At 44.6% G+C, this 25,614-nt stretch carries 16 protein-coding genes; 14 read left to right on the top strand and 2 right to left on the bottom strand.

Annotated elements, in window-relative coordinates:
* Positions 1-29: 29 nt before the first annotated feature.
* On the top strand, positions 30-695 hold the full coding sequence (locus ACHUFN_RS03090; protein ID WP_394220842.1) for a response regulator: 666 nt from the start codon (positions 30-32) through the stop codon (positions 693-695).
* A 218-nt stretch (positions 696-913) separates the two neighbouring features.
* Positions 914-1,807 carry an aspartyl protease family protein gene (locus ACHUFN_RS03085; RefSeq protein WP_394220841.1) on the top strand — a complete coding sequence of 298 codons (894 nt, stop codon included), beginning with the start codon at positions 914-916 and terminating at the stop codon, positions 1,805-1,807.
* A gap of 64 nt (positions 1,808-1,871) precedes the next feature.
* Here ACHUFN_RS03085 and ACHUFN_RS03080 read toward each other — a convergent pair whose 3' ends face one another.
* Positions 1,872-5,318 carry a hybrid sensor histidine kinase/response regulator gene (locus tag ACHUFN_RS03080; protein ID WP_394220840.1) on the bottom strand — a complete coding sequence of 1,149 codons (3,447 nt, stop codon included), beginning with the start codon at positions 5,316-5,318 and terminating at the stop codon, positions 1,872-1,874.
* A 222-nt stretch (positions 5,319-5,540) separates the two neighbouring features.
* Between ACHUFN_RS03080 and grpE the strand changes: the two genes are divergently transcribed.
* From grpE to ACHUFN_RS03050, 6 genes are all read left to right on the top strand, one after another.
* Entirely contained in the window at positions 5,541-6,164 is a 624-nt protein-coding gene (gene grpE, locus ACHUFN_RS03075; protein ID WP_394220839.1) for a nucleotide exchange factor GrpE, read from the top strand.
* Positions 6,165-6,282: 118 nt separating this feature from the next.
* Positions 6,283-8,205, top strand: a complete 1,923-nt coding sequence (dnaK, locus tag ACHUFN_RS03070) for a molecular chaperone DnaK (RefSeq protein ID WP_394220838.1) — start codon at positions 6,283-6,285, stop codon at positions 8,203-8,205.
* Between the two features lie 201 nt (positions 8,206-8,406).
* The gene (dnaJ, locus tag ACHUFN_RS03065; RefSeq protein WP_394220837.1) at positions 8,407-9,537 is read left to right on the top strand and encodes a molecular chaperone DnaJ; all 1,131 of its coding nucleotides are present in this window, start codon (positions 8,407-8,409) and stop codon (positions 9,535-9,537) included.
* 271 nt (positions 9,538-9,808) lie between these two features.
* Entirely contained in the window at positions 9,809-10,294 is a 486-nt protein-coding gene (locus tag ACHUFN_RS03060; RefSeq protein ID WP_394220836.1) for a c-type cytochrome, read from the top strand.
* 493 nt (positions 10,295-10,787) lie between these two features.
* On the top strand, positions 10,788-13,364 hold the full coding sequence (locus ACHUFN_RS03055) for a bifunctional diguanylate cyclase/phosphodiesterase (protein ID WP_394220835.1): 2,577 nt from the start codon (positions 10,788-10,790) through the stop codon (positions 13,362-13,364).
* 168 nt (positions 13,365-13,532) lie between these two features.
* Positions 13,533-15,437, top strand: coding sequence for a propionyl-CoA synthetase (locus ACHUFN_RS03050; protein ID WP_394220834.1), 1,905 nt, complete (start codon positions 13,533-13,535; stop codon positions 15,435-15,437).
* A gap of 85 nt (positions 15,438-15,522) precedes the next feature.
* On the opposite strand, the gene ACHUFN_RS03045 is transcribed toward ACHUFN_RS03050, so the two are convergent.
* Positions 15,523-16,206, bottom strand: coding sequence for a cytochrome b/b6 domain-containing protein (locus tag ACHUFN_RS03045; protein WP_394220833.1), 684 nt, complete (start codon positions 16,204-16,206; stop codon positions 15,523-15,525).
* Between the two features lie 349 nt (positions 16,207-16,555).
* Between ACHUFN_RS03045 and dapB the strand changes: the two genes are divergently transcribed.
* The 6 genes from dapB (at position 16,556) to ACHUFN_RS03015 (ending at position 25,566) form a co-directional block, all read left to right on the top strand.
* Positions 16,556-17,359, top strand: coding sequence for a 4-hydroxy-tetrahydrodipicolinate reductase (gene dapB, locus ACHUFN_RS03040; protein ID WP_394220832.1), 804 nt, complete (start codon positions 16,556-16,558; stop codon positions 17,357-17,359).
* A 368-nt stretch (positions 17,360-17,727) separates the two neighbouring features.
* Positions 17,728-18,858, top strand: coding sequence for a glutamine-hydrolyzing carbamoyl-phosphate synthase small subunit (gene carA, locus ACHUFN_RS03035; protein ID WP_394220831.1), 1,131 nt, complete (start codon positions 17,728-17,730; stop codon positions 18,856-18,858).
* A gap of 13 nt (positions 18,859-18,871) precedes the next feature.
* Positions 18,872-22,093 (top strand): carbamoyl-phosphate synthase large subunit, encoded by a 3,222-nt coding sequence (carB, locus tag ACHUFN_RS03030; protein ID WP_394220830.1) that lies wholly within the window; start codon positions 18,872-18,874, stop codon positions 22,091-22,093.
* 117 nt (positions 22,094-22,210) lie between these two features.
* A complete protein-coding gene (gene greA / locus ACHUFN_RS03025) occupies positions 22,211-22,687 on the top strand; it encodes a transcription elongation factor GreA (RefSeq protein WP_394220829.1) in 477 nt (158 codons plus the stop codon).
* A 249-nt stretch (positions 22,688-22,936) separates the two neighbouring features.
* Positions 22,937-24,970 carry a methyl-accepting chemotaxis protein gene (locus ACHUFN_RS03020; RefSeq protein ID WP_394220828.1) on the top strand — a complete coding sequence of 678 codons (2,034 nt, stop codon included), beginning with the start codon at positions 22,937-22,939 and terminating at the stop codon, positions 24,968-24,970.
* A 56-nt stretch (positions 24,971-25,026) separates the two neighbouring features.
* Positions 25,027-25,566, top strand: a complete 540-nt coding sequence (locus tag ACHUFN_RS03015; protein WP_394221036.1) for an NUDIX domain-containing protein — start codon at positions 25,027-25,029, stop codon at positions 25,564-25,566.
* Positions 25,567-25,614 lie beyond the last annotated feature (48 nt).

Here is a 25,614-nt window from a genome sequence, read left to right as displayed (position 1 = left end):
TAACAAGGTAGTTACAAGTTGATAGCATTATGTCTGTAAAAATTTTGATTGCTGACGATCACCCTTTATTTAGGGCTGCTATGTGCCATGCGCTAAGAAGCGCTGAGCATTTTACGCTTGTAGAAACCTCTACCTTTCCCGACACTCTCACTTGCCTGCATGACAACGAAGATATTGATATCCTTTTTTTGGATTTAACAATGCCCGGCAATGAAGGCCTAAATGGTCTTGCAGAAGTACACGCTACATTTCCTGATATATTAGTTGTGGTAGTAACGGCACAGGAAGACGCCGATGTTATGGAAAAATCGTTTGCACTGGGCGCAAGTGGGTTTATTCCAAAATCAGCCTCAGTCGACTGTATAATTGAAGCGGTAAATACCGTGCTTGAAGGTGAAACTTGGATGCCTCCGATAGCGCAAATGAGCGTTAGTACTTCGTTGCAGACTGGAGCAAACAACCCAGACGCCGTTGACGCAGACAACTTCACAAACAAGTTAAAGCAATTAACGCCGCATCAGCTCAAAGTGCTGCGCATGGTTTCCGATGGACTTCTGAATAAACAAATTGCCTACGAACTAGCAATATCTGAGTCTACCGTTAAGCAACATGTGTCTGCGGTGCTAAGAAAACTTGAAGTTATTAATAGAACCAAGGCTGGCATTGCGTTCAAAAATGCCATGCATTTAAATTAGGTTTCTGCCCATCATATTCATTAGCCTTTCAGTTAGCCCTCTGTGTGACCAAGTTATAGCCATCAACCACTAGCTAACTAAGCGTTTTACACTTTTCAGTCATTGCGCGTCAAAAGCATGAAAGCTCTCCATGTAAAAGCTCTCCATATTGCTCGATAGTACTCGTCAATTTGATATGGTAACGTAGGAATAAGGATTTAATAACGTAAATGGATTTTATGAAACGGTTTCTACTATTTTCCCTTCTTTTTGTTTCTACAAATGTATTTAGCGCGGCTACATCGTGGACTAATTTCACGCTAGACAGCGGTCATGTTTTTTTACCTGTTTCAATTGAGGGTATAGAAAGCAGAGCGATGTTAGACTCTGGTGCTCAAATAAATAGCATAAACTCTGCGTTTATTCGCAAGCACAAGCTTGAGCTAGATAAAGGTCAGCCTGTCAACATTCAGGGGGTTTTCGAACGTGAAAAACATAATGCATATAATAATGTAGACGTTGAAATATTTGGCACTATGTTCGAACTAGACTCATTGGTAGAAGTGAGGTTAGGGCACCATACGAACGGCTTGTTGCTGGGCGCTGGCTTTTTTAACAACTTTATTGTTCAGTTTGATTATCCTCGAAAAAAGTTCCGACTAGTCACACGAGACGCGGTTAACATGCGAGAAGTTGCTAACGTTAAAGCAGCCTCACAAAAGGGCAGTGGCATGCCGATAGCGCAAGTTGAAATAAACGGCGTTTCGCTTTGGTTGCGTATTGATACAGGCAATTCAGGCACCATTCTAATTGACCGCAACTCCGCATCTAGAGCAGGGTTACTCGATAAGGTTGAAGGTGCTACGACAGCGTTTGGCGCGAATTCATCTGGAGTGAATGAATTTGCCACCTCTGACGTTGTACAATTTGGGCCTTATGAGATCAGTGACGTGAAGGTGAGCTTTCCTGCTGAGGGGCAGAAAACTAACTTAGAAAGCCGATACAAAAGTTCCAGCAGCAGAATTGGTGGCAAACGCGTTGTGGGGTTAATTGGCTACGACCTGCTGAAAGACTTCATTGTTACTTTAGATTACAAGCGCGGGGAACTTCACATTGCGCTGCCGAATAGTTAGCGCCTGTCCAGCAGATGCTTTAACTAGGCTGAAAGCCAGCACTAAAATTGCAACCTAGTTCATACTAGTGCTGGCGAAGCGATTGCTTTAGCGTGCGTTTAAGTGCCGCTGGTTTAACGGGTTTCGGTAAATAACTAAATTGATGTTTTGCTGCTTCTTCTCTCACCTCATTGCTTCTGTTCGCCGTTACAAGAATTTTAAGCGTGAAGCTGATGTTTAATTGAGAAAGCTTCGTAGCGGCATCAAAACCCGTTTCTCCATAGTTAAGGTGGTAATCTGCAATAAGAACGTCGAAATGTTGTGCTGAAACGTTCGAGGCATCGGTAACACTTACAATCAACGTCGTTTCAGCTCCCCAGTCTTTTAGCAATGTACACATTGCATGTGCAACTTGTTCATCGTTTTCTAAAAGTAAAAAACGCGTGCCTTTTAAAAATTGCTTAGGTCCAGAGCTCGAGGAGTTCAATTGATAAGTGACGTTGTGTAAAGGTGTAATGGTCTCACTGTGCTGCGAACCCGCAGTATTCGCTGTGGTTTGGTTTGTAGTATCTTTGTTTGCGTTTTCCACCGCGCACTCAGATTGTTGTGCTCTTGGCACAGCAACACTAAAGCAGCTACCTTTATCAAGTGATGAATTAAGCGCAATATTGTGTTCAAGCAAACGGCAAATTTTATCGACTATGGTAAGCCCTAACCCGATGCCTTCTCCTTTGTTATTGCTTTGAAGCTGATGAAACTCACTAAAGATGTCTCGCTGTTGGTGAGGCGCTATACCCGAACCGGTGTCGTAAACACATAACTTTACTGATTCCATTGATGAACAGCGCCGCACACCTACCAGCACACAACCTTTAGTCGTGTAGCGTACGGCATTAGAGAGCAAGTTTTGAAGTACCCGTCGCAAAAGGTTTTTATCTGAATACACAACAATTTGAGTGCGAACATATCTAAGCTCAATACCTTTTTGCTTAGCAATTACGCGAAACTCTTGCACCAAAGAAGACAGCACTTCATCAACTGAAAAAGTCGACCTCTTTGGCGTGAGTACGCCCGAGTCTAACTTTGTCATTTCAAGCAACATGGTTAACAGGCTTTGAGCATTATCTAGTGAATTCACCACGCCTTCTGATAACTCGGCCAATTCGCTGCCTTGCGTCTTTTTATTAAGCATGCTCGCGAATAAGGTTGCAGCGTTAAACGGTTGCATTAGATCGTGACCCGCAGCGGCCAGAAACTTCGTTTTACTCTCGTTGGCTTTATCCGCTTGAAGCTTTGCTTCTTCTAATTCCGAAGTGCGAAGTGCAACTCTTGCCTCCAAGTCTTGTTTAGCGCTTTCCAACTCATTTTGGATTGCTATGTATTCGGTTATGTCGCTGTAAGTGGTTACGTATCCGCCACCAGGAAGCGGCGCCCCGTTTAGCTCTATTACTTTGCCATCGGGCTGTTTACGAATATGTTTATGCCTGGTGCCCTTAAGCATGTAGCTTACTCGTTTTTCTATTGATGAAGCGCTGAAAAGCCCTCGCTCTGCGTTGTATTTAAGTATTTCGGTTACAGGCATGCCGGCTTTTAAAAAGCCTTTTGGGTAGGAAAACAGTTCAACGTATCGGTCGTTCCAGGCCAGCAACTGAAGCTTGTCATCAAGTACGCTAATACCCTGTTCAATGTTTTGAACCGATGACTGAAGCACTTCGTGATTAAACTGAAAAGACTGAGATGCTTCTTCCACCCAATCGACCAGTTCTGGTAGGGTATCGTTTCTTGCATTAGCAATGGCACCCAGTAAAATTCTTGCACTAGGCGCCCCTACTTGTGCAGCAAGCAGTTTGTTTACCCGGTCGATAAGCGCCTGACTGGCATATCCGGTGTCTGAAGCACGACTTACATCCACCGATAGTTGTTTAATAAGTATCGATTGTGTTGCGCTTTCCAAAACCCGTTCAGTAAGGGCAATTAAGTCTCGTACCTTTACCATGAGGCGCGGTGTGTCAGGCGTTACTGTATTATTCGCATCTTGCTGGCTGCCATCGCGCGAGGTAATCAGTGCCACCGCTACAAAAGTGAAGCAGTTCGCTAATAGCGAATACGCGAAGCCCAGTCCAAGCGCCTGATCGGTAGGCACGGGGTCGAAATAATAGCTAGATAGTAGGCTAGGGTAGAGTAAGAATAATGCCCAGCAAACAGACCCTACCAGAAGCCCACTTATTGCCGCCGCTTTACTACTTTTGTGCCAATAAATACCAAACATTAGCGCTGGCATGCATTGCCCAAGTAACGCTATAGCAATTACGCCACTTTTTACCAAAGGAGCGGCCTGGCTGATGTTTAGGTGATACCAAAGCGCAATGGTAAGTACCACTAATACAGTTAGGCGACGAATGGAAAGTATTTTACTTGGTTCCATGGAGCGATTAGGAGCCGTCTTTAATCGCGCTTTAAGCCATAGCGGCGTAACTACGTTATTTGAAATCATGATCCCCAACGCTAGCGTGGCAACAATAACCATGCTGGTGGTGGCCGACAGCCCGCCAATGAAAGCAAATGACGAAAGGGCGATATTGTCTGCATATAAAGGAAGCGCAAGCACGTAGGCGTCAGAACTGGTTGTTGCTGGAAGCAGTATTTTTCCAGCGAGCGCAATTGGGATAAGAAACAGCGTCATACCGAATAAGTAAAGCGGGAATAACCAGCGCGCTGTTTTTAGCTCACCTTCACCATTTTGCTCTACAAAGTTCATATGAAACTGGCGGGGTAAGACGAACATAGAGCATACACCAAGCGCAACGTGAGAGAAATACACCCAAGGCGCGCTATCAGCATAAATGACGTCTCGAGCAGCACTATTGGTGGATACGTTAGACACCAAATCTAACACGCCATCAAACAGGTAAAAACAAACGAAAAGGCCTACAGCCCATAACGCAACAAGTTTTATAACTGACTCAAACGCAATGGTAAGCAGTAAACCGGGATGTTTATCGGTTAAATTAAGCGTACGTGTACCAAAAACAATGGCAAATAGCGCAAGTAAGCTTGCCACGTAAATACTCAGCCACGGTGTGCTGGTTTGAGGCTCTCCAGTTAGCAAGTTTATCGATTTTGTAATCGCATCGAGTTGAAGCGCAATATAGGGTACAACGCCAATAAAGCACAGTAGAGTAATAAAGGCGGCAATTAGGTGAGAGTGCTGGTATCGCAGTGAGATAAGGTCAGCTAACGAACTGATGTTGTGTTGCTGACAAAGTCGACTTATGTGAAGCACAACGGGAAACGCAAAGGCCATGGTCAACATAATTCCCAGATAAGTAGGGATAACCGCCCACCCGTATTGCGCCGTTTGCGAAGTGGTGCCGAAAAATGCCCAAGACGTGCAGTGAACACCCAGCCCTAAACTATAGAGAACAGGGTGCTGACGGTTGTCGCGCAAACGTTTGTCACCCCAAAAAGCCACCGCAAATAATGCGATAAGGTAAAAACCGACAATGGTACCAACCGTCCAAATACTGAGCATACAAAGTCCGTGTGATTAACGCGTTTATTAACCGTTTTCTGCGCGCTTTTTTAGCTAACATTAACACGCCTTTTAAATTTTTTTGCCATACATCCACAAAAATATTGTGGATACCCTTGATCGCCCTAAATCTAGCCCCATAAATAAGCGCAACAGACTTATTCCCAATGATTTTAAGGTTATTGGGCATTGCCTAATTAAGAAAAACGTTTGGAGGTAGGCATGAGCGATAATCGCGACGTGCAGGCAGAACAAGAAAATACAGTTGATGAAACTGTACAAAGCGCTGAAGAGGCGCAAGTAGATGCGTCAGGTGCTGAAGGTGCAGAGCTAGATGAAAATGCGCAGCGCATTTATGAACTAGAAACCGCACTTTCTGAAGCACAGGCCACAATTAAAGAGCAGCAAGACGGTGTTCTACGTGCTCGTGCAGACGCGGACAACGCCCGTCGTCGTGCAGAAGGTGAAGTTGAAAAAGCGCGTAAATTTGCACTTGAGCGCTTTGCTGGTGAGTTGCTACCAGTTATTGACAACCTTGAGCGCGCTATCGAAATGACAGATAGCGACAACGAAGCGATTAAACCGCTTTTAGAAGGTGTGGAAATGACCCACAAAACTTTCTTAAGCACTATTGAGAAATTCGGATTAAGCCTTATTGATCCGCAGGGCGAAACCTTTAACCCTGATCTGCATCAGGCTATGTCGATGCAAGAAAGCGCAGACCACGCGCCAAACACGGTAATGGCCGTAATGCAGAAAGGTTATCAAATTAATGGCCGCTTGTTACGCCCAGCCATGGTAATGGTATCGCGTGCGCCAAGCGACGGTGTTGATACGCAAGTGTAAGACACGCTTTTTGCGACAAACACACAAAAATGTCAGTTTTTTTACTGACATCTATTGAAAAGGTGGGGAATAACCCCACTAAAAGTACAGAATTAAGAAACTTTTTCGGAGACACGAAATGGGTAGAATCATTGGTATCGATTTAGGTACAACGAATTCATGTGTCGCAGTATTAGACGGCGACAAACCTCGCGTAATTGAAAACGCGGAAGGCGATCGTACAACCCCTTCAATCATCGCTTACACAAACGATGGTGAAACACTAGTTGGTCAGTCTGCAAAGCGTCAGGCGGTAACTAACCCTACAAACACATTATTCGCTATTAAGCGTCTAATTGGTCGCCGCTTCCAAGACAAAGAAGTACAGCGCGACATCGACATTATGCCTTACAAAATTGTAGCGGCTGACAATGGCGATGCGTGGGTAGAAGCGAAAGGCGAAAAAATGGCGCCTCCGCAGGTTTCTGCTGAAGTACTTAAGAAAATGAAGAAGACTGCTGAAGATTATCTAGGTGAAGAAGTTACCGGTGCGGTTATTACTGTTCCAGCTTACTTCAACGATTCTCAGCGTCAGGCAACGAAAGATGCGGGTCGTATCGCAGGTCTTGAAGTTAAGCGTATTATCAACGAGCCAACTGCTGCTGCCCTTGCCTACGGCATGGACAAGAAGCAAGGCGATAACGTTGTTGCAGTATACGACTTAGGTGGTGGTACGTTCGATATCTCAATCATCGAAATTGATGAAGTAGACGGCGAGCACACGTTTGAAGTACTAGCGACTAACGGCGACACGCACCTAGGTGGTGAAGATTTCGATAACCGCGTTATCAACTACCTAGTTGAAGAATTTAAGAAAGATCAAGGCATCGACCTTCGTAAAGATCCGCTTGCTATGCAGCGTCTTAAAGAAGCCGGTGAGAAAGCTAAGATTGAACTTTCTTCTTCACAACAAACTGAAGTTAACCTGCCTTACATCACAGCTGATGCGACAGGTCCTAAGCACTTAGCAATTAAGCTAACGCGTGCGAAGCTTGAGTCTTTGGTTGAAGATCTAGTGAAGAACTCGCTTAACCCGCTTAAGCAAGCGCTTGCTGATTCAGACCTTTCTGTAGGTGACATTAACGACATCATTCTTGTTGGTGGTCAAACACGTATGCCACTTGTACAGAAGTATGTAACTGAATTCTTCGGCAAAGAGCCACGTAAAGACGTTAACCCTGACGAAGCGGTAGCAGTAGGTGCGGCAATTCAAGGTGGTGTACTTTCTGGTGACGTTAAAGACGTACTACTTCTAGACGTTACTCCTCTGTCTCTAGGTATTGAGACAATGGGTGGCGTGATGACAGTACTTATTGAGAAGAACACGACTATTCCAACGAAGAAGTCACAAACTTTCTCAACAGCTGAAGACAACCAGTCTGCGGTAACGGTACACGTACTACAGGGTGAGCGTAAGCAATCAAGCGGCAACAAGTCTCTTGGTCAGTTCAACCTAGAAGGTATTCGTCCAGCGGCGCGCGGTGTACCGCAAATCGAAGTAACCTTCGACCTAGATGCTGACGGTATCCTACACGTGTCTGCGAAAGATAAAGACACAGGTAAAGAGCAGAAGATCACCATCAAAGCTTCTTCAGGTCTAAGCGACGAAGAAGTAGAAAAAATGGTAGCAGATGCAGAAGCGAACAAAGAAGCTGATGCGAAGTTTGAAGAGCTAATTCAAGCGCGTAACCAAGCTGATGGCATGATCCACGCTACACGCAAGCAACTTGAAGAAGTTGGCGATGCACTAAGTGCAGAAGACAAAGCGCCAATTGAAGAAGCGCTTACCGCTCTTGAGACAGCGTCTAAAGGCGAAGATAAAGCAGAAATCGAAGCGAAAACGCAAGAGCTTATTCAAGCGTCTAGCAAGCTGATGGAAGCAGCACAAGCACAGCAAGCGGCCGCTGGTGGCGCTGAAGGTGCTGAGCAGCAAACTTCTGAAAAAGCTGATGATGATGTTGTTGACGCTGAATTCGAAGAAGTGAAAGACGACAAGAAGTAAACTGTTGCGTTAGGCTCGCTATCTTGAAAGCTAGCGGGCTTTGTAAGCAGTTCAGGCGCAGCAGGAAATTCTTGTTGCGCCTTTGTTGTGTAAATGACTTGGCGTTATTGAATAAGTATTCAGGTTATTTTCACAACAGTCAGATGTAGCTTCGATAAGCATGAAGTGCTTGTCGACAAAAAAGTAGGATATATAAACGATATGTCGAAACGAGACTACTACGAGGTACTCGGGGTAGATAAAAGCGCAGGCGAACGCGAAATTAAAAAAGCGTATAAGAAGCTAGCGATGAAATATCACCCTGACCGTACGCAAGGCGATAAAGCTCTGGAAGATAAGTTTAAAGAAATCCAGGAAGCCTACGAAATTCTGTCAGATTCGCAAAAACGTGCAGCATACGACCAGTATGGCCATGCGGGTGTTGATCCAAACCGTGGTGGCGGTGGCTTCGGTGGTGGTGCCGATTTCGGCGATATCTTTGGTGATGTTTTTGGCGATATCTTTGGCGGGGGCCGAGGAGGTCGTCAGTCGCGTGCACGCCAAGGTTCAGACCTTCGCTATAACTTAGAACTTTCACTAGAAGAAGCCGTTCGCGGTAAAAGCGTAGATATCCGTGTGCCTACGCTGGTTGAGTGCGACGTGTGTGATGGCTCTGGTGCAAAGAGTGGCTCGTCACCGAAAACCTGTCCAACCTGTCACGGTAATGGCCAAGTTCAAATGCGCCAAGGTTTCTTTGCTGTGCAGCAAACTTGTCCAACGTGTTCGGGTAAAGGTAAGATCATTGAAGATCCATGTAATAGCTGTCATGGCCATGGTCGTAAAGAGAAAACAAAAACCCTTAACGTTAAGATTCCAGCTGGCGTAGACACAGGTGACCGTATTCGCTTGTCAGGCGAAGGTGAAGCTGGTGAAAATGGCGCTCCTCCAGGCGACTTGTATGTTCAGGTACACGTACGCGAGCACGATATCTTTAAACGCGATGGCAACAACTTGTACTGTGAAGTGCCGCTAAGTTTCACAACTGCTGCTCTAGGCGGTGAACTTGAAGTTCCAACGCTAGACGGTAAAGTGAAACTGAAGATAAGCGCTGAGACACAAACCGGACGTATGTTCCGTTTACGTGGTAAAGGTGTTAAATCGGTTCGAAGTGGCGCGATGGGCGACTTGATGTGTAAGGTTGTGGTAGAAACACCAGTTAACTTGTCTTCTCGCCAAAAAGAGCTACTTCAAGAGCTTGAAGAGTCGATGGGCAAAGCGTCAAGTAAGCATAGCCCAAAAGCACAAGGTTTCTTTGATGGTGTTAAGAAGTTTTTTGACGACTTGACCAACTAAGGTTGTCGAAAAAATTGTTTTAAGTAAAAGCCCTCAGCCGAGGGCTTTTTTGTTTTCTGTTTCAGTCACTATCATCAATGATGGCCAATTGATGATGTTTTGCGAAGTTAGTATTTTCTTTACCTACTTTTAGCGCTAAAAATCTTGCGCTTACGTTGACTATTCGTCACGATAAACTAATCGACAAGGCGAAACCTTCTTTGTTGTTAATAAAGGTCGCATGACGCATTAAAGACCGTAAAAATAATTCAATTTTAAATAGGGAACAGGCATGAAATTTTCTCGTAAATCACTAATCGTTGCTGCAACGGTAGGCGCAATAGTGTCTTCTTCAGCGTTTGCCGCTGAGGTCACAGAAGCATCGTCAGAAAAACACGCAAAAGCAGCAACGCAATATCGTCAGGCTATGTTTCAATTAGTTCGCAGTAACATGGGGCCATTGGGCGGCATGGCAAAAGGCGTGCTACCTTACAACGAAAGCGTAATGCAAACCAATGCTGTACGCCTTGAGCAACTAGCAAACATGATGGGCGATTACCTTTCTGTGGATACTCGCAAGTTTGATGTTGAGACAGGTGCGAAAGATGGGGTTTGGGAAAATTTCTCTGATGTCGAAAAGAAGATAATGGCACTTAAATCGTCGGCTCAGGGTTTACAAGCTGCAGTTAAATCTGGGGATGAAAGTGCATATAGAGGCGCAATCGGCAAAGTTGGCGCTAGCTGTAAGTCATGCCACGACGATTATAAAAAAGACTAGTTACTACAGCTTTTCAAAACCTTGAACAACAGCTGGATTAATACGTTTTTTAGGCTGTTGCAAAAGCAGGTAACATGGTTTCGACTGACCTGATTTTAGAATAGGTTTCAAGAGCGTGTATTTTGTGTGCTTAAAAAAGCAATAAGGTGTGTTTATGCCGAAACGCAACACGCTCTTCTTCAACGCATCCATTTCCTGTTACTCAAACTGCATGGGTGACTAAAAGCGTTTACGTGTTTAAATCTGCTGGAAAATTGTACAATAATTGGCTATGTTAGAAGTTAGTTTTTGGCACTTTTCCTCATCGTGATAAGTTGTTGGTGTCGGCATTTTGATGTCGCAGTTCAATTCTTTAAAACCAACTAGCTTGCCATTAAATGAAACAGTAAATATCAGCAAGCTCTCAAAAACACCGCGCTAGTGCTTCCTTTTTCGTGCCGTGTTTGCTTTCGTTTATGCTGAGTTCGATGAGTTACCATAAGGTTTCGCTTAGATGGATTTACGTAGTGAACGCATGCTGTCAACATTGCGCATGACCCAGCAGAACATTTCTGTGTTGTTTAATGAAAGTAGGACAAAAACCGAGTCGCTTTGTATGCTACTGGCTTCGGTAAACCCGAATAATGGTCGCGCAACAATCGTTTCGTCTGACTCAAGCCATCAATCACTTGAAGCTGAAAGCATAGTGTTCCCATCTCATGTTTTACTTATGCTCCCTCTAACCCCTTTGAGTGCGCCAATACCTGGTCGCGACTTCGTATTTCCGCCACCGCTTCAACAACATAATGATAACTATGTCGTGGTGGCAACTGTTCGCGATATGCAAAGCGAGGTGATGGGCGTTGTTTTAATTATTGTTAAGAACAACGTGCTGAATGCACAACAACATTCATTGATAGATATTTTGCGCCAGAAAGTAGAAGTAAATTACCAATATGAATTGGCTCGGCATCCTTATTCAGACAAGTTATCAGAGCAGTTAGCCCTGTTAGAGGAGGTCAGTTCAATATCTAAAGTCGGTGCGTGGCAGATAGACAGGTTTACTGGTGTAGTTTCACTCACTGAAGTCATGAAAACGCTTATGGGGGTGCCCCGAGCCAAAAGCGTAAGCCTACAAGACGTATTGGAAATGCTTACGCCTTCGGTTAGGAACAGCCTTAAATACAGCGTATTTAAGGCACTTAAAAATAGTAGGCAGTTTGTAAAACACATATACTTTCAAGACAAGCAGGGTCGAAAAAAGAACATTAAGCTTACCGTGTTTGTGCAAGCTCGGCGTGAGAGCGTTAACGGTCTAAAACTATCGCGTTTATATGGCGTGGCTCAAGATGAGACTGAAATACAACGACTTTCTGATTCACAACATAACTACACTGACTACCTCGCAACCTTACTAGACAATGTAGACAGTGTCGTGTTGAGCATTGACGAAAATGGCACTATCTTAGCGGCTAATGACCGTGTGACAGGCATACTAGGCTTCGCTCCAGATGAATTGATTGGGCAGGATATAAAGCTCATTGCAACTAAAGTGCAAAATAGTAATGCTCCGTCCAGCTTTCTAAATTTAGAGTTAGGCGTGCAGCTTTGTAGTGAAAGTGGCGTTGTGAACGAATGTCTGCGCCACAAAAACGGTAAACGTATCGCCTGCGAAGTTCATTTATCCCAGTGCACAGTGCACAAACAAAAGTTAATCGTTGCAACAATACGCGATGTTTCGGTTCAGCATTACGAAATTGAACATTTCAAGCAACTTGCGTTAACTGACCTTGTTACCGGCCTTCCAAATTTGCATCAATTCGAATGCTACCTAAGCGAAAAAGCGAAAGACACTAAATCGGTTAAACCTTACTCTGTGTTTTTTCGAATGGCTATTCACAACGTAAAGGAATATGAAGATGCTTTCGGCGAACCAACAATCGACTATATATTACGTATATTAGCCAGCCGGTTTACTCGGGTTTTTGAGGTGAAGAAAGAAAGTGATGCAAGTATTTTCAAATGTGACAGAGGGACGTTTTATATTCACCTACATCAGTACTTTTATGAAGAGAGTCAGTCGTTAACGGCGGCAGAAGAATGTGCACAACTTCTTAAAGATCACGTTCTAGTTCCTATTACTTTACATAACAGTTTATTGAATATAGAAACACAAACCATCAGCTGTACAGTCCCTGTGAAGCACTTTACTTTCAAAAAGATAAGAGAGCTTTTATCCAGAAAGCCGTTGAGAGAGTTAAAGGACAATCAACATGGCTCACACGAACATGAGTATTTTCACATAAATGCGAGTGACATCGAGCGCTATAACTACATCAAGCACTCGCTCAGTAGAGCGATATCAAATAGCGAGCTATTTGTTGAATTGCAGCCCCAATACGATATAAAAAACAAGGTTGTCAGCTCTGAGGTGCTACTAAGGTGGAAGCACCCGTATTTGGGTGTGGTCAACCCTGCCGAGTTTATTCCTATCGCTGAAGAAAATGATTTTATAGCTGAGCTTGGACTCTGGGTGTGTAATGAAGCCTGCAAGCTTCTTAGTGAATGTCAGTCGCTGCAGGTAAAAACGAAATTGTCGGTCAACATTAGCGCAAAGCATTTAGCGCGGGCTGACTTTGTAAGTAAATTTGTGGCCATCGTAAACCGATGGCGCGTTTCGCACAGAGATTTAACATTAGAGCTTACTGAAGGCGCTTTAATAAGAGGTGTAAGTATAATTCAATGTCGTGTTCGAGAATTGGCCGAACAAGGCTTTAGCTTATCTATAGACGACTTCGGCTTGGGTAATTCCAATTTGAATTATCTGCAAGACTTGCCCATTACAGAGCTCAAGGTAGATAGAGTTTTTATTGAGGCGTTGGAAGGATCGCAACAAAAAACACTATTGGTCACCAGCATCTGCAACATGGCAAAGGCACTTCATCTAAATACGGTTGCAGAGGGCATTGAAACCACAGGACAGTTAGATCAAGCTAAGGCTTGTGGTTGCAGTGCATTTCAAGGTTTCTACTTAGATAAACCAATGAACGTTGAAGACTGGCGTCATAAGATTTCTCAGTCGCAAGATTAGCCACTGTGCCTGAGAAGTGAGCAGCGATCTCTGAAAACTAAAAGGGCATGCTCTACAATCTTTAAATTAAAATAAATCATAATGTTAGCTGGTCTACGCCTGAAGTCTTATAAGCAGATCTCGTTGAACTGCAGTAGGGTGAATAAAAACCCTACGTAGGAAATGGTTATGACTTATAAAAACGAATACATTGCCTCAATTGAACGTCCCGACGAATTTTGGCTAGCACAAGCACGTAAAATTACGTGGTTTCAAGTGCCGGAACAAGGTTGTGAAAGAACCGATAATGGCTATTACGACTGGTTTAGGGGAGGAAAACTTAATACGTGTTACCTCGCGTTAGACCACCATGTTCAAAATGGTCGTGGTGATAAAACAGCAGTGATATACGACTCGCCCGTTACACAAACCACTCAACACTTTACTTACAGCGAGCTGCTCTCACATGTAGCACGCTTTGCTGGAGGTTTATCTCAATTAGGTGTGTCAAAGGGCGATCGCGTTATCATTTATATGCCAATGATCCCCCAAGCTGTCATTGCGATGCTTGCTTGTGCCCGACTTGGCGCAGTGCACTCTGTAGTATTTGGTGGGTTTGCAGCTAAAGAGCTTGCTGTACGAATAGATGATGCAAAGCCCAAAGTAATTGTAACCGCTTCATGTGGAATAGAGGGTAGCAAGGTATTGCCGTATAAGCCTTTAGTAGATGAAGCAATGGAAATTTCACAGCATAAACCACATGCGTGTGTGTTATTTCAACGACCACAACTTGAAGTTACGTTAAATGGTGAGTGTGACTACGATTGGCAAGCGCTAGTTGAATCAAGCCAACCTGCTGCGCCGGTTGAAGTAGAAGCGACCGACCCCTTATATATTCTGTATACGTCAGGTACAACCGGCAAGCCTAAAGGCGTAGTGAGAGATAATGGTGGACATGCTGTCGCGCTTCATTACTCAATGAGTGCTATTTACGGAATAAGTGAACAAGACGTATTTTGGGCTGCATCTGATGTAGGTTGGGTTGTGGGTCATTCCTATATTGTGTACGGGCCACTGCTTAAAGGCGCAACCACGGTTCTGTACGAAGGAAAGCCGATTGGTACTCCTGATGCAGGTGCATTTTGGCGCATGGTTGAAGCTCATAATATTAATGTACTTTTTGCTGCGCCTACGGCATTTCGTGCAATAAGAAAGGCAGATCCCGACGCAATCTTCTTAAGCCAACACGACACATCGAGTTTACGCACCGTATTTATGGCGGGCGAGCGACTAGACCCTCCAACGTATTATTGGACGAGTGAAAAGGTTGGTGTGCCAGTTATCGATCACTGGTGGCAAACAGAAACAGGCTGGCCTATTTGCTCTAACCCAATGGGTTTAGAGCCAATGCAGCCTAAACCTGGCTCTTCGAGTGTTCCAACACCAGGGTTCAATGTCAAAGTGCTTAAAAGTGGCAATGAAGAACAAAGCGAAGGTGAAAAAGGTGCCATTGCTATTAAGTTACCGCTCCCACCAGGATGTTTAACAACGATTTGGCAAGATCATCAGCGGTTCGTTGATGGTTATCTTAGAGAGTTTGAAGGTTATTACAGTACGGGTGACAACGGCTATATAGATGAAGACGGCTACGTGTTTATAATGGGGCGTACCGATGATGTTATTAATGTAGCTGGTCATCGTTTATCAACAGGCGAGATGGAAGAAGTGCTCGCAGCACATCCCGACATTGCTGAGTGTAGCGTGATAGGAGTTAACGATTCGCTTAAAGGGCAACTGCCAGTAGGCCTAGTGTTACTAAAAGATGGCGTAACCGTTGATGAAAATGAATTAGAGAAAGCGCTAGTGCAACGAGTTCGAGATACCATAGGTCCGGTAGCATGTTTCAAACGAGCTATAGTGGTAAACCGTTTACCAAAGACGCGGTCAGGAAAGATACTGCGGAAGTTACTGCGTCAAATTGCCGCCAACGAATCAGTGGCCGTACCATCTACAATAGATGACCCATCGAGCGTGCGAGAAATTGAGTCGTTGATGAGAGATAAAGGGCTGGTGAATGCACCAAGTGCGGTTTAATTTCACTAGAAGGTGAGTCGCTGCCAGCAACAGCAGCGACTTAAACGAAATGTTAAATACTGAAAGTTAAAAGGCAGCTTTTTATTTAGTAATAGTATTCATCGACTTGTGGGGCAGGCGGATAGATCTCGATGGCAACATAAACCAAAACTGCTGCCACTAATGCGACCAAAACAGCGCGAAGAATACGCGAGTCGGAGATACCTACGCTTTTTGATACCTTGTTTCCGTGCACCATTGCTGGAACCAACTTCTGCTTTTTGTATACGCTGTAAAATACGATTGCGCCAATATGAAGTGCAATCACATAAAGCAATATATCAAACGCGCGGTGATGTAGAGAGTTCATCATTTCTAGCACAGCGTCACTGGCTAATTGACGATAAGGACCATCCAAGAAAATATCGTCAGTCATAAATAATCCAGAGACGGCTTGCACAAATAACAGTACCAGCATAATGACGACAAACCAACCACCTAGCGGATTGTGCCCAATAGCCGGCACTGAATCCCGGCGAAATAAGGTTTTTATATAACTAATGACTCGACCGGGGCCAGTGATAAAGCTGCTAAACTTGGCGTGTTGCGTTCCAACGAACCCCCATATCAGCCTAAAAACTAAAAGAAATAATGTGAAATATCCAATGTAAAAATGCCATTGAACTGCATTATCAAGCCATTTTGCCGTTGCATATTGCGCTAAAAAACTGGCTACTAGTAACCAGTGAAAAAGGCGGGTGGGTAAGTCCCAAACAAGAATTTTCTGCATGATGTTTTACAAAATATTGTAGTTTTACGTTGTTATGCTGCTAGCGTCGCTTAACTCGCTAGATAAAACAAGTATGCCCAGCGGCATAAAGCCTCTATTTGTCCCAATCCTTAACCACCGCATAATGCTAAGTAAGGCTGAATTCTTGCCCTTTTTTATATATGCGTAATATTTCAGTAGAGAAACACCTAAATTTCACAGGGTTTTAGTCTACAAACAATCGCGTCTATCGTATTGGCCCTAGGGAGTTCCTAATTATGCGTATTTAATATTAATCTGACATTGCAATAGTGACGGCATTTGGCAAAATGCTTGCTAGTTGAAGGTCTATAAAAGTGAAAAATGTAGAATGAAAGTAGGATTGTTTGGCGCCAACGGACGCATGGGGCGAGTACTTGTTGAAGCGCTCGATTTAAATGATGACGCAGAGCTTAGTGTGGCGACAGTTCGTGATGATTCCCCTTGGGTAGGGCTTAACGTCGGTGAACTTGCCGGAATTGGTAAAAAAGCGATCGATTGTTCTGCGCTATCCACGCTTCGTAAAGACGATGCAGATGTAATGATCGACTTTACGTTGCCTTCTGTTATCGAAAGCAATTTAGCGTGGTGTGTTAAAAATAATATGCCTGTTGTTATTGGTACTACTGGCCTCAATGATGCACAACTTGCTGCGCTTGATAACGCCGCAAAACACATTCCTATAGTTTTCGCTGCAAACTACAGTGTTGGCGTAAACCTAATGTTGTCATTGGTGCGCCAGGCCGCCTGCGTACTTGGAGAAACGGCAGATATTGAAATTACTGAGGCCCATCACAGATTCAAGCAAGATGCGCCATCAGGCACAGCCATGGCAATTGGTGAAGCCATTGCCGATGAGCTAGGCCGAGACTTAAAGACGTGCGCCGTATACGGTCGCGAAGGGAAAGAGCCAGAAAGAGACCAAGGTGCAATTGGTTTTGCCACCATAAGGGCAGGGGATATTGTAGGTGAACACACCGCATTGTTTGCTGATATTGGCGAGCGCCTAGAGATAACGCATAAAGCGTCAAGTCGCCTGACTTTCGCAAAAGGTGCAGTGCATGCCGCAAAGTGGTTGTGCGATAAAGAACCTGGTCTATACTCAATGGTTGATGTTCTTGAATTAAAGCTGTAGTGCTTTTAATCGGCTTGCAAGTACCGAGTAGCGGCGTAACGTGAATGCGTTTTTAAGTTGTTAAAGTAAAGTTGCATTTTTCTTGACCAATAAGTCATACTTTCAGAAGTTCTGTGCAAAAATAGCGGTATAAGCGTTATTTTTGTAAATTATCACAAATAAATTTGCCATTTTCGGTCATTAATGTATACTCGCCGGAATTTGCCAGAATTTCGTATTCTGAGGCCGCAGAAACGGCTGAAGAGTGCGGTTTTATTAGCTGCAAAGATCGTAAAGCGGGATGTATTGTTTTCAATAACTCCCGTTTTTTGTGGGGTTTGTGCAGAAAACTGCACAAACACATAGTTATCCTTAATCTGGAGGTTGACTTGGCTAATTCTGCCCTTTTGGTGTTAGAGGATGGTTCTGTTTTTAAAGGTACGGCGATAGGCGCTACAGGCTCCGCCGTTGGGGAAGTCGTTTTTAATACTTCCATGACCGGCTATCAAGAAATTCTCACCGACCCATCCTACGCTGAACAACTCATCACCCTTACTTATCCACACATTGGCAACACCGGCACTAACGAAGAAGACGTCGAAGCAGATAAAATCTGGTCGAAAGGTCTGATCATCCGTGACCTACCACTTGTTGCTAGTAACTTTCGTCAACAGCAAACTTTGTCTGAATACCTCAAAGCGAAAGGCGTTGTGGGTATTGCCGACATTGATACACGTCGCTTAACGCGTATCTTGCGAGACAAAGGTGCACAAAATGGCTGCATTATTTGTTCTGATGAATTAGACGAGTCTAGCGCACTAGCGCAAGCAAAAGCTTTCCCTGGCCTAAAAGGCATGGATTTGGCAAAAGTAGTAAGCATTACTGAGCCAAAGACATGGACTGAAGGCAGCTGGGAACTTGGCAAAGGCTATGTAACGCCAAGCGAAACTAAGTACCATGTTGTTGCTTATGACTACGGCGTTAAAAACAACATTCTTCGCATGCTAGCTGACCGCGGTTGTAAAGTAACCTTGGTGCCTGCACAAACGCCTGCTGAAGACGTACTTGCCATGAACCCTGATGGCGTATTCCTATCAAATGGACCAGGTGATCCTGAGCCATGTGACTACGCGGTCACTGCAATTAAAACTATCGTTGAAACGGGTACACCGGTTTTCGGAATCTGTCTAGGGCACCAGCTACTTGCTATTGCAAGTGGTGCGAAAACAGTGAAGATGAAATTCGGTCACCACGGTGCAAACCACCCGGTTAAAGACCTTAAGCGCAATGTAGTTATGATCACCAGCCAAAACCACGGTTTTGCTGTCGATGAGTCTAGTTTGCCAGATAACCTAGAAGTAACTCACATTTCGTTGTTCGACAAGTCGTTGCAAGGTATTCATCGCACCGACAAGCCTGCGTTCAGTTTCCAGGGGCACCCTGAAGCGAGTCCGGGTCCTCATGAAGCGGCACCGCTTTTCGACCACTTCATTGAACTTATTGAACAACACAAGCAGTAGGAATTAGCCCGCTATGCCAAAACGTACCGACATAAAAAGTATTCTTATCATTGGTGCTGGCCCTATTGTTATCGGCCAGGCTTGTGAATTCGACTATTCAGGCGCGCAAGCGTGTAAAGCCCTTCGCGAAGAAGGCTACCGTGTTATTTTGGTTAACTCTAACCCAGCAACCATCATGACCGACCCTGAAATGGCAGATGCCACATACATTGAGCCAATTCATTGGGAAGTTGTACGCAAAATTATCGAAAAAGAGCGTCCAGATGCCATTCTACCTACTATGGGTGGCCAAACTGCACTGAACTGTGCGCTAGAGCTAGACAAGCACGGCGTTTTAGAAGAGTTCGGTTGTGAGCTTATCGGTGCAACGGCAGATGCTATCGATAAAGCAGAAAACCGCGAGCGTTTCGACAAGGCAATGAAAAACATTGGCCTTGAGTGTCCTCGCGCGGAAATTGCGCACAGCATGGATGAAGCGCACGATGTATTAAGCCGAATCGGCTTCCCTTGTATTATTCGTCCGTCTTTTACTATGGGTGGAACCGGCGGTGGTATTGCGTACAACATCGACGAGTTTAACGAAATTTGTCACCGCGGCTTAGACCTTTCTCCTACTAATGAGCTTCTTATTGACGAGTCGTTGCTAGGTTGGAAAGAGTATGAAATGGAAGTAGTACGTGATAAAGCAGATAACTGCATTATTGTATGTACTATCGAAAACTTCGACCCAATGGGTGTGCACACGGGTGATTCGATTACCGTAGCGCCAGCGCAAACGTTAACTGACAAAGAATTCCAAATTATGCGTAATGCAGCTATGGCTGTGCTGCGTGAAATTGGCGTTGAAACCGGTGGTTCAAACGTACAGTTTGGTGTTGACCCTAAAACAGGCCGCATGGTTATCATCGAGATGAACCCGCGTGTATCGCGTTCATCAGCGCTTGCTTCTAAAGCGACTGGCTTCCCAATTGCAAAAGTAGCAGCGAAACTTGCGGTAGGTTACACGTTAGATGAATTGGCGAATGACATCACAGGTGGTTTAACGCCAGCCTCTTTCGAGCCGTCAATCGACTACGTAGTGACTAAAATTCCACGCTTTAACTTTGAAAAGTTCGCCGGTGCAAATGACCGTCTAACGACGCAAATGAAGTCGGTGGGCGAGGTGATGGCAATTGGTCGTAATCAGCAAGAGTCACTACAAAAAGCCCTTCGCGGCCTAGAGGTAGGTGCTAATGGCTTAAACCCAATGGTTGACCTTGAAGACCCTGAGTCTCGAAATAAAGTGGTGTACGAACTTCGTCAGCCAGGCGCAGAGCGTATTTGGTACATCGGCGATGCATTCCGCATGGGCATGACGGTTGAAGAGGTATTTAACCTTACCAATATTGACCGCTGGTACCTTGTACAGCTTGAAGATCTTATTCTTCTTGAAGCGAAAGTAGCAGAGCTTGGTTTACCAGGTATCGATGCTGACTTTATGCGTGCACTTAAGCGTAAAGGTTTCTCAGATGCGCGTCTTGCCGAGCTAACCAAAGTAGCAGAAAGCGATATTCGTGAAACCCGTCGTGGTTTTGGTATCTCTCCAGTATACAAGCGCGTAGATACTTGTGCGGCAGAATTCTCAACAAGCACTGCCTATATGTACTCAACGTATGATGAAGAGTGTGAAGCTGCGCCAACGGATAAAGATAAGATCATGGTATTGGGCGGTGGTCCAAACCGTATCGGTCAAGGCATTGAGTTCGATTACTGCTGTGTTCACGCAGCGCTTTCAATGCGTGACGACGGTTACGAGACCATTATGGTCAACTGTAACCCTGAAACGGTGTCAACTGACTACGACACGTCTGACCGCCTGTATTTCGAGCCAGTGACGCTTGAAGATGTGTTAGAAATTGTTGAGAAAGAGAAGCCTAAAGGCGTCATCGTGCAATACGGTGGTCAAACCCCACTTAAACTAGCACGTGCACTAGAAGCGGCTGGCGTACCAATTATGGGTACATCGCCTGAAGCGATTGACCGTGCTGAAGACCGTGAGCGTTTCCAGCAAATGGTTAACAAGCTTAACCTTAAGCAACCTGCTAATGCTACGGTTACCAACGTTGAGCAAGCCCTAGCTATGGCCGAGGAGATTGGCTTCCCGCTGGTGGTTCGCCCAAGCTACGTACTAGGTGGTCGTGCGATGGAAATCGTATACGACATTAAAGACCTTAAGCGTTACCTAAACGAAGCGGTGAAAGTGTCTAACGACGCGCCAGTCTTGCTAGATCGCTTCCTTGATGATGCCATTGAAGTTGATATCGACGCTATCTGCGACGGTAAAGACGTAGTGATAGGCGGCATTATGGAACACATTGAACAAGCGGGTGTTCACTCTGGTGACTCTGCGTGTTCATTGCCTCCACACTCGCTATCTAAAGAGATTCAAGATGTGATGCGCGAGCAAGTGCGCGCGATGGCCCTTGAACTTGGTGTAGTGGGTTTGATGAATACGCAGTTCGCGATTAAAGACGGCGAAGTGTACCTTATCGAGGTTAACCCTCGTGCAGCGCGTACGGTTCCGTTTGTATCGAAAGCCACTGGCGTTCCGCTTGCGAAAGTAGCAGCACGTGCAATGGCAGGCGTTAGCCTGGCGGAGCAGGGTGTCACTGAAGAAGTTATTCCACCTTTCTACTCGGTAAAAGAAGTGGTACTTCCGTTTGCTAAGTTCCAAGGTGTTGACCCACTGTTAGGCCCTGAAATGCGCTCAACAGGTGAAGTGATGGGTGTAGGTGATACGTTTGAAGAAGCATATGCCAAAGCCAACTTAGGTGCAGGTGCGCCACTGCCTAAGGAAGGGAAAGCGCTTATCTCTGTTCGTGATAACGATAAGCCTCGGATGATTGAACTAGCGAAAGCATTGGTTGAAGCCGGTTTCAGTATTGAGGCGACACGCGGTACTGCGACTGAGCTTTACGATGCGGGCATAATGAGTACTGTGGTAAACAAAATGTCAGAGGGCCGCCCTAACATTGTAGATGCAATCAAAAACGGCGAATACGCTTATTTGGTTAATACTACGGAAGGCCGCCAAGCGATTACTGACTCTGTGTACATTCGTCGCGAAGCACTGCTAAATAAAGTGACTTACACGACTACAATGAACGCAGCGTTTGCTACTATTCGCGCGAAGTCTGCCGACGACCGCAATAAAGTCGCGTCAGTTCAAGAACTACACGCAAGACTTAAACACTAATGACATAAGTAAGGATACGAGGTATCCTTACTCTATTACATTTGTGTGAACGAATAAAAAGTGCGCCTTCGCGGCGCACTTTTCTGTTTAAACTACTAGTTGAGCGAGACTGTATTCATGAGTCAGTATCCAATGACAGCGCGCGGCGCTCAAATGCTGCGTGACGAACTAAACGAGCTAAAAACTAAAACACGCCCACGTATTATCGAGTCTATTGCCGAAGCACGTGAGCATGGTGACTTGAAAGAAAACGCTGAATATCATGCGGCCCGCGAACAGCAAAGTTTCTGTGAAGGTCGTATTCAAGACATTGAAGGCAAACTTTCAAACGCGCAAATTATCGACGTAACAAAAATGGAAAACACGGGTAAGGTCATCTTTGGCACCACGGTTACCATTTTAAATGTCGATACCGACGAAGAAACCACTTATCGCATCGTGGGCGATGACGAAGCGGATATCAAAAACAACCTAATTTCAGTAAATTCACCCATTGCTCGCGGCCTTATAGGCAAAGAGCTTGATGATATGGTAACTATTCAAACGCCATCAGGTGCGGTTGAAGTTGAAATCATCGAAGTAGAATACATTTAATTTCTCTTGCCAGCGGCGTTCGCTGCTGGCACTTTTCGTTCTCTCGTTTCCAATTTTGTGCTTGTTGTTCGACACAATTGTGTTGCTGAGCGTTGAATAGCTTCTCCCTTTCAAGTAATTCGCTCCTAATCTTGTACTTATTGATAGTATAAAAGTCCTACATCATTTTTAATGCCGCCTATACTTCCTATTGAATGGGCTGTCGCCACGCCTATTTAACTGTCTTTTAAATAAGGAAAATAATTGGAAATGTCAGGTTTCATACTCGACTTTCCAAATGGGATAGAGGCCAACACTGTGACAATTTTTAGTAGACTTTCTGTGGTTCAACTTACACTGATAGGAACGGGAACATTGTTTCTTTCAATTGCATTTCTTGCATTCAAAGATATCAGCCAGCTTGTTTTATCTATGAAAGAAGCTGAACAAGATAAACAATTAGTTTCGTTAGTAAACGCTGCTGAAAGAGTTGCTCATCATCACGCCGTGGAACGTGGCCTTACAGCAGGCTTCTTGGGTAACCCGAGCCCTGAAGCAAGGCAGAAAGTTCTGTCGCAGCGAAAAAATGCCGATGAAGCCTTTGAGACGCTACATTCCTTGGTTAACCAAGAATGGCCCGAGGAACTAGATGTAGAAAGCCTTCTAATTCCGCTTTTTGACGCAGAGAAAGAAAAACCAAGGGTTCGAAACAGTGTTGACGAGCTGAATGGTGGGAGTGCCTTCTCATTTTACAGTGACCTCAATAAAAAAGCGCTAGGCGCTGCTAACGCGTTAGTTATTCTTGTTAATGATCAAAATGCCAAACGGCAGCTACTTCAAGGCCTGTCATTGGCTGAACTCAAAGAAAGGTTGGGGCAACGAAGAGGAAAGATAAACGCGGTCTTAGCAAAGCGTAGCATCAGTCAAAGTGTAAGCAACGAAATTACTATGTATTCAAATGACGTTGCCTACCTAGCACAAAGACTAACACTAGGGTTGGAAGAGACGTTGAGAAATCAATTTGAAAGCGCCATGAATTCGCAAAGCGCTCGTCAGGTAGAATCGATATCGGCACGTGTTGTGGAAACTGACCCGTCCTTTTCGTCCTTACCCTCTAGCAATAATTGGTTTAGCTTGGCAACCGATCAGATTGGACAAATAGCTGATGTTCTCGCGGCCGTATTTGAAAATGCTCAAAAGGGCGCTAACGAAAATGCAAGCGATTCGAAAGCTTCGCTAATTACTATTGTTATCATCATCATTACAGTAACCTTGTTTATCGCTTTAATTTATAAAGTGTTAATAGGTATCATCACCGGTCAACTAACCGTACTTGTTTCGAATCTAGATAAAATTGCGCAAAAAGGCGATCTCACAATTGACGTTTCTATGAGTACCAGCAACGAGCTTGGTGAAATATCTCGGTCAGTGAATACCACAATTTTAGCCCTTCGCGATTTAGTGCGAGGACTGGGGCAGTCAATTAGCACAAGTACTCGGCTTTCAAACAAATTAGAAACATCGAGTAGTGAAATGCTTAGCGATGCGGGAAGCACGCAGCAGCTTACTGCCAATATTGCATCTGCAATTGAAGAAGTAGCGGCAACGAGTCAAGAAATCGCTAACTCCTCGCTAGACACTCTAAATGCTAGCCAAAGTTTAGACCGCTTAGCCGATCAATCATTGGCGGCCAACGACAATATTCGTAATAGTATGGCGGTATTATCTAACGATATTCGCAATGTTCAATCTAATGCGGCGCAAATGGAGTTAAAAGTTAGCGAAATTGGCATCATTTTAGAAACCATTAATACGCTTTCCGATCAAACCAATTTACTTGCATTGAATGCGGCCATTGAAGCAGCTAGGGCGGGAGAACATGGTAGAGGGTTTGCGGTGGTCGCTGATGAAGTTCGCAAACTAGCGCAAAGCAGTAGAGAGTCGTCTGATAAAATTTCAACACTTTTGGTGAGCCTAAAAGATGCAAGTGTTGTTGTGGTCAACGATATAAATAAAAATGTGGAGTCTATCGAGGCATCGATGAGTACGACAAGCGAAGGGCGACAAACCGCAGAAAAAGTGAAAGAAGCGGCAAGCCAGCTTGAGCTAATGGCTAATAATATGTCGTCTGCTGCAGAGCAGCAATCTGTAACCACTCAAGAGGTTGCCAAAGACGTGGTTTCGGTAGAGGAGGCTGCAAGCCATGAACTCCAAATAGCGCAAAAATTATCTGAATTGTCAGACGAAATGCAGCAAAACAATCAGTTATTGCAACGAACAATTGATGGCTTTAAAGCCGATTGAGGCATATTAAAGCTTGAGGTTAATATTTATAGTGAACAAGACGTAAAGTGAGAATGATGGCTGAGATCGAGACGCTTGATACAAAAGTGGTGTACGAAAACAAGTGGCTGCGCGTAAGGGAAGACAAAATTCGTCGAAGCAGTGGTAATGAGGGAATTTATGGGGTTGTTGAAAAGCCTGACTTCGCCATTATTTTACCTATCGAAGGCGATACGGTTTATATGGTTGAGCAATATCGCTACACGATTAAGCAGCGTCAGTTAGAGCTCCCTCAAGGTGCTTGGGAGGCCAACCCTGATGCTGACCCCGTAGCACTTGCAAAAGGAGAGCTTGAAGAGGAAACAGGCTTGAGTGCACAGACAATGGAGTATGTAGGGTTTCAATATTTAGCGTATGGGTTTTGCAATCAAGGCTACCATATCTATGTTGCGAAAGGGCTAACCCAAGGTGCACAAAAACTAGATGTTGAAGAAGAAGACTTGCGCGTGGTGGAGATTAGTCTAAGCGAACTAAAACGTAAAATTGTAACTGGTGAAATTAAAGATGCCAGCACGTGCAATGCAGTTGGCCTAGCAATGCTTAAAGGCTTTATTTGATGTTATGCATGTGAATTGTAGAAGGCACCACTCATCTCTATAGCGAAA

It is taken from the genome of Alteromonas gracilis, assembly GCF_043642145.1.
Classification (GTDB): Bacteria; Pseudomonadota; Gammaproteobacteria; order Enterobacterales; family Alteromonadaceae; genus Alteromonas; species Alteromonas gracilis_B.
This window is presented reverse-complemented; position numbering and strand designations above follow the sequence as displayed.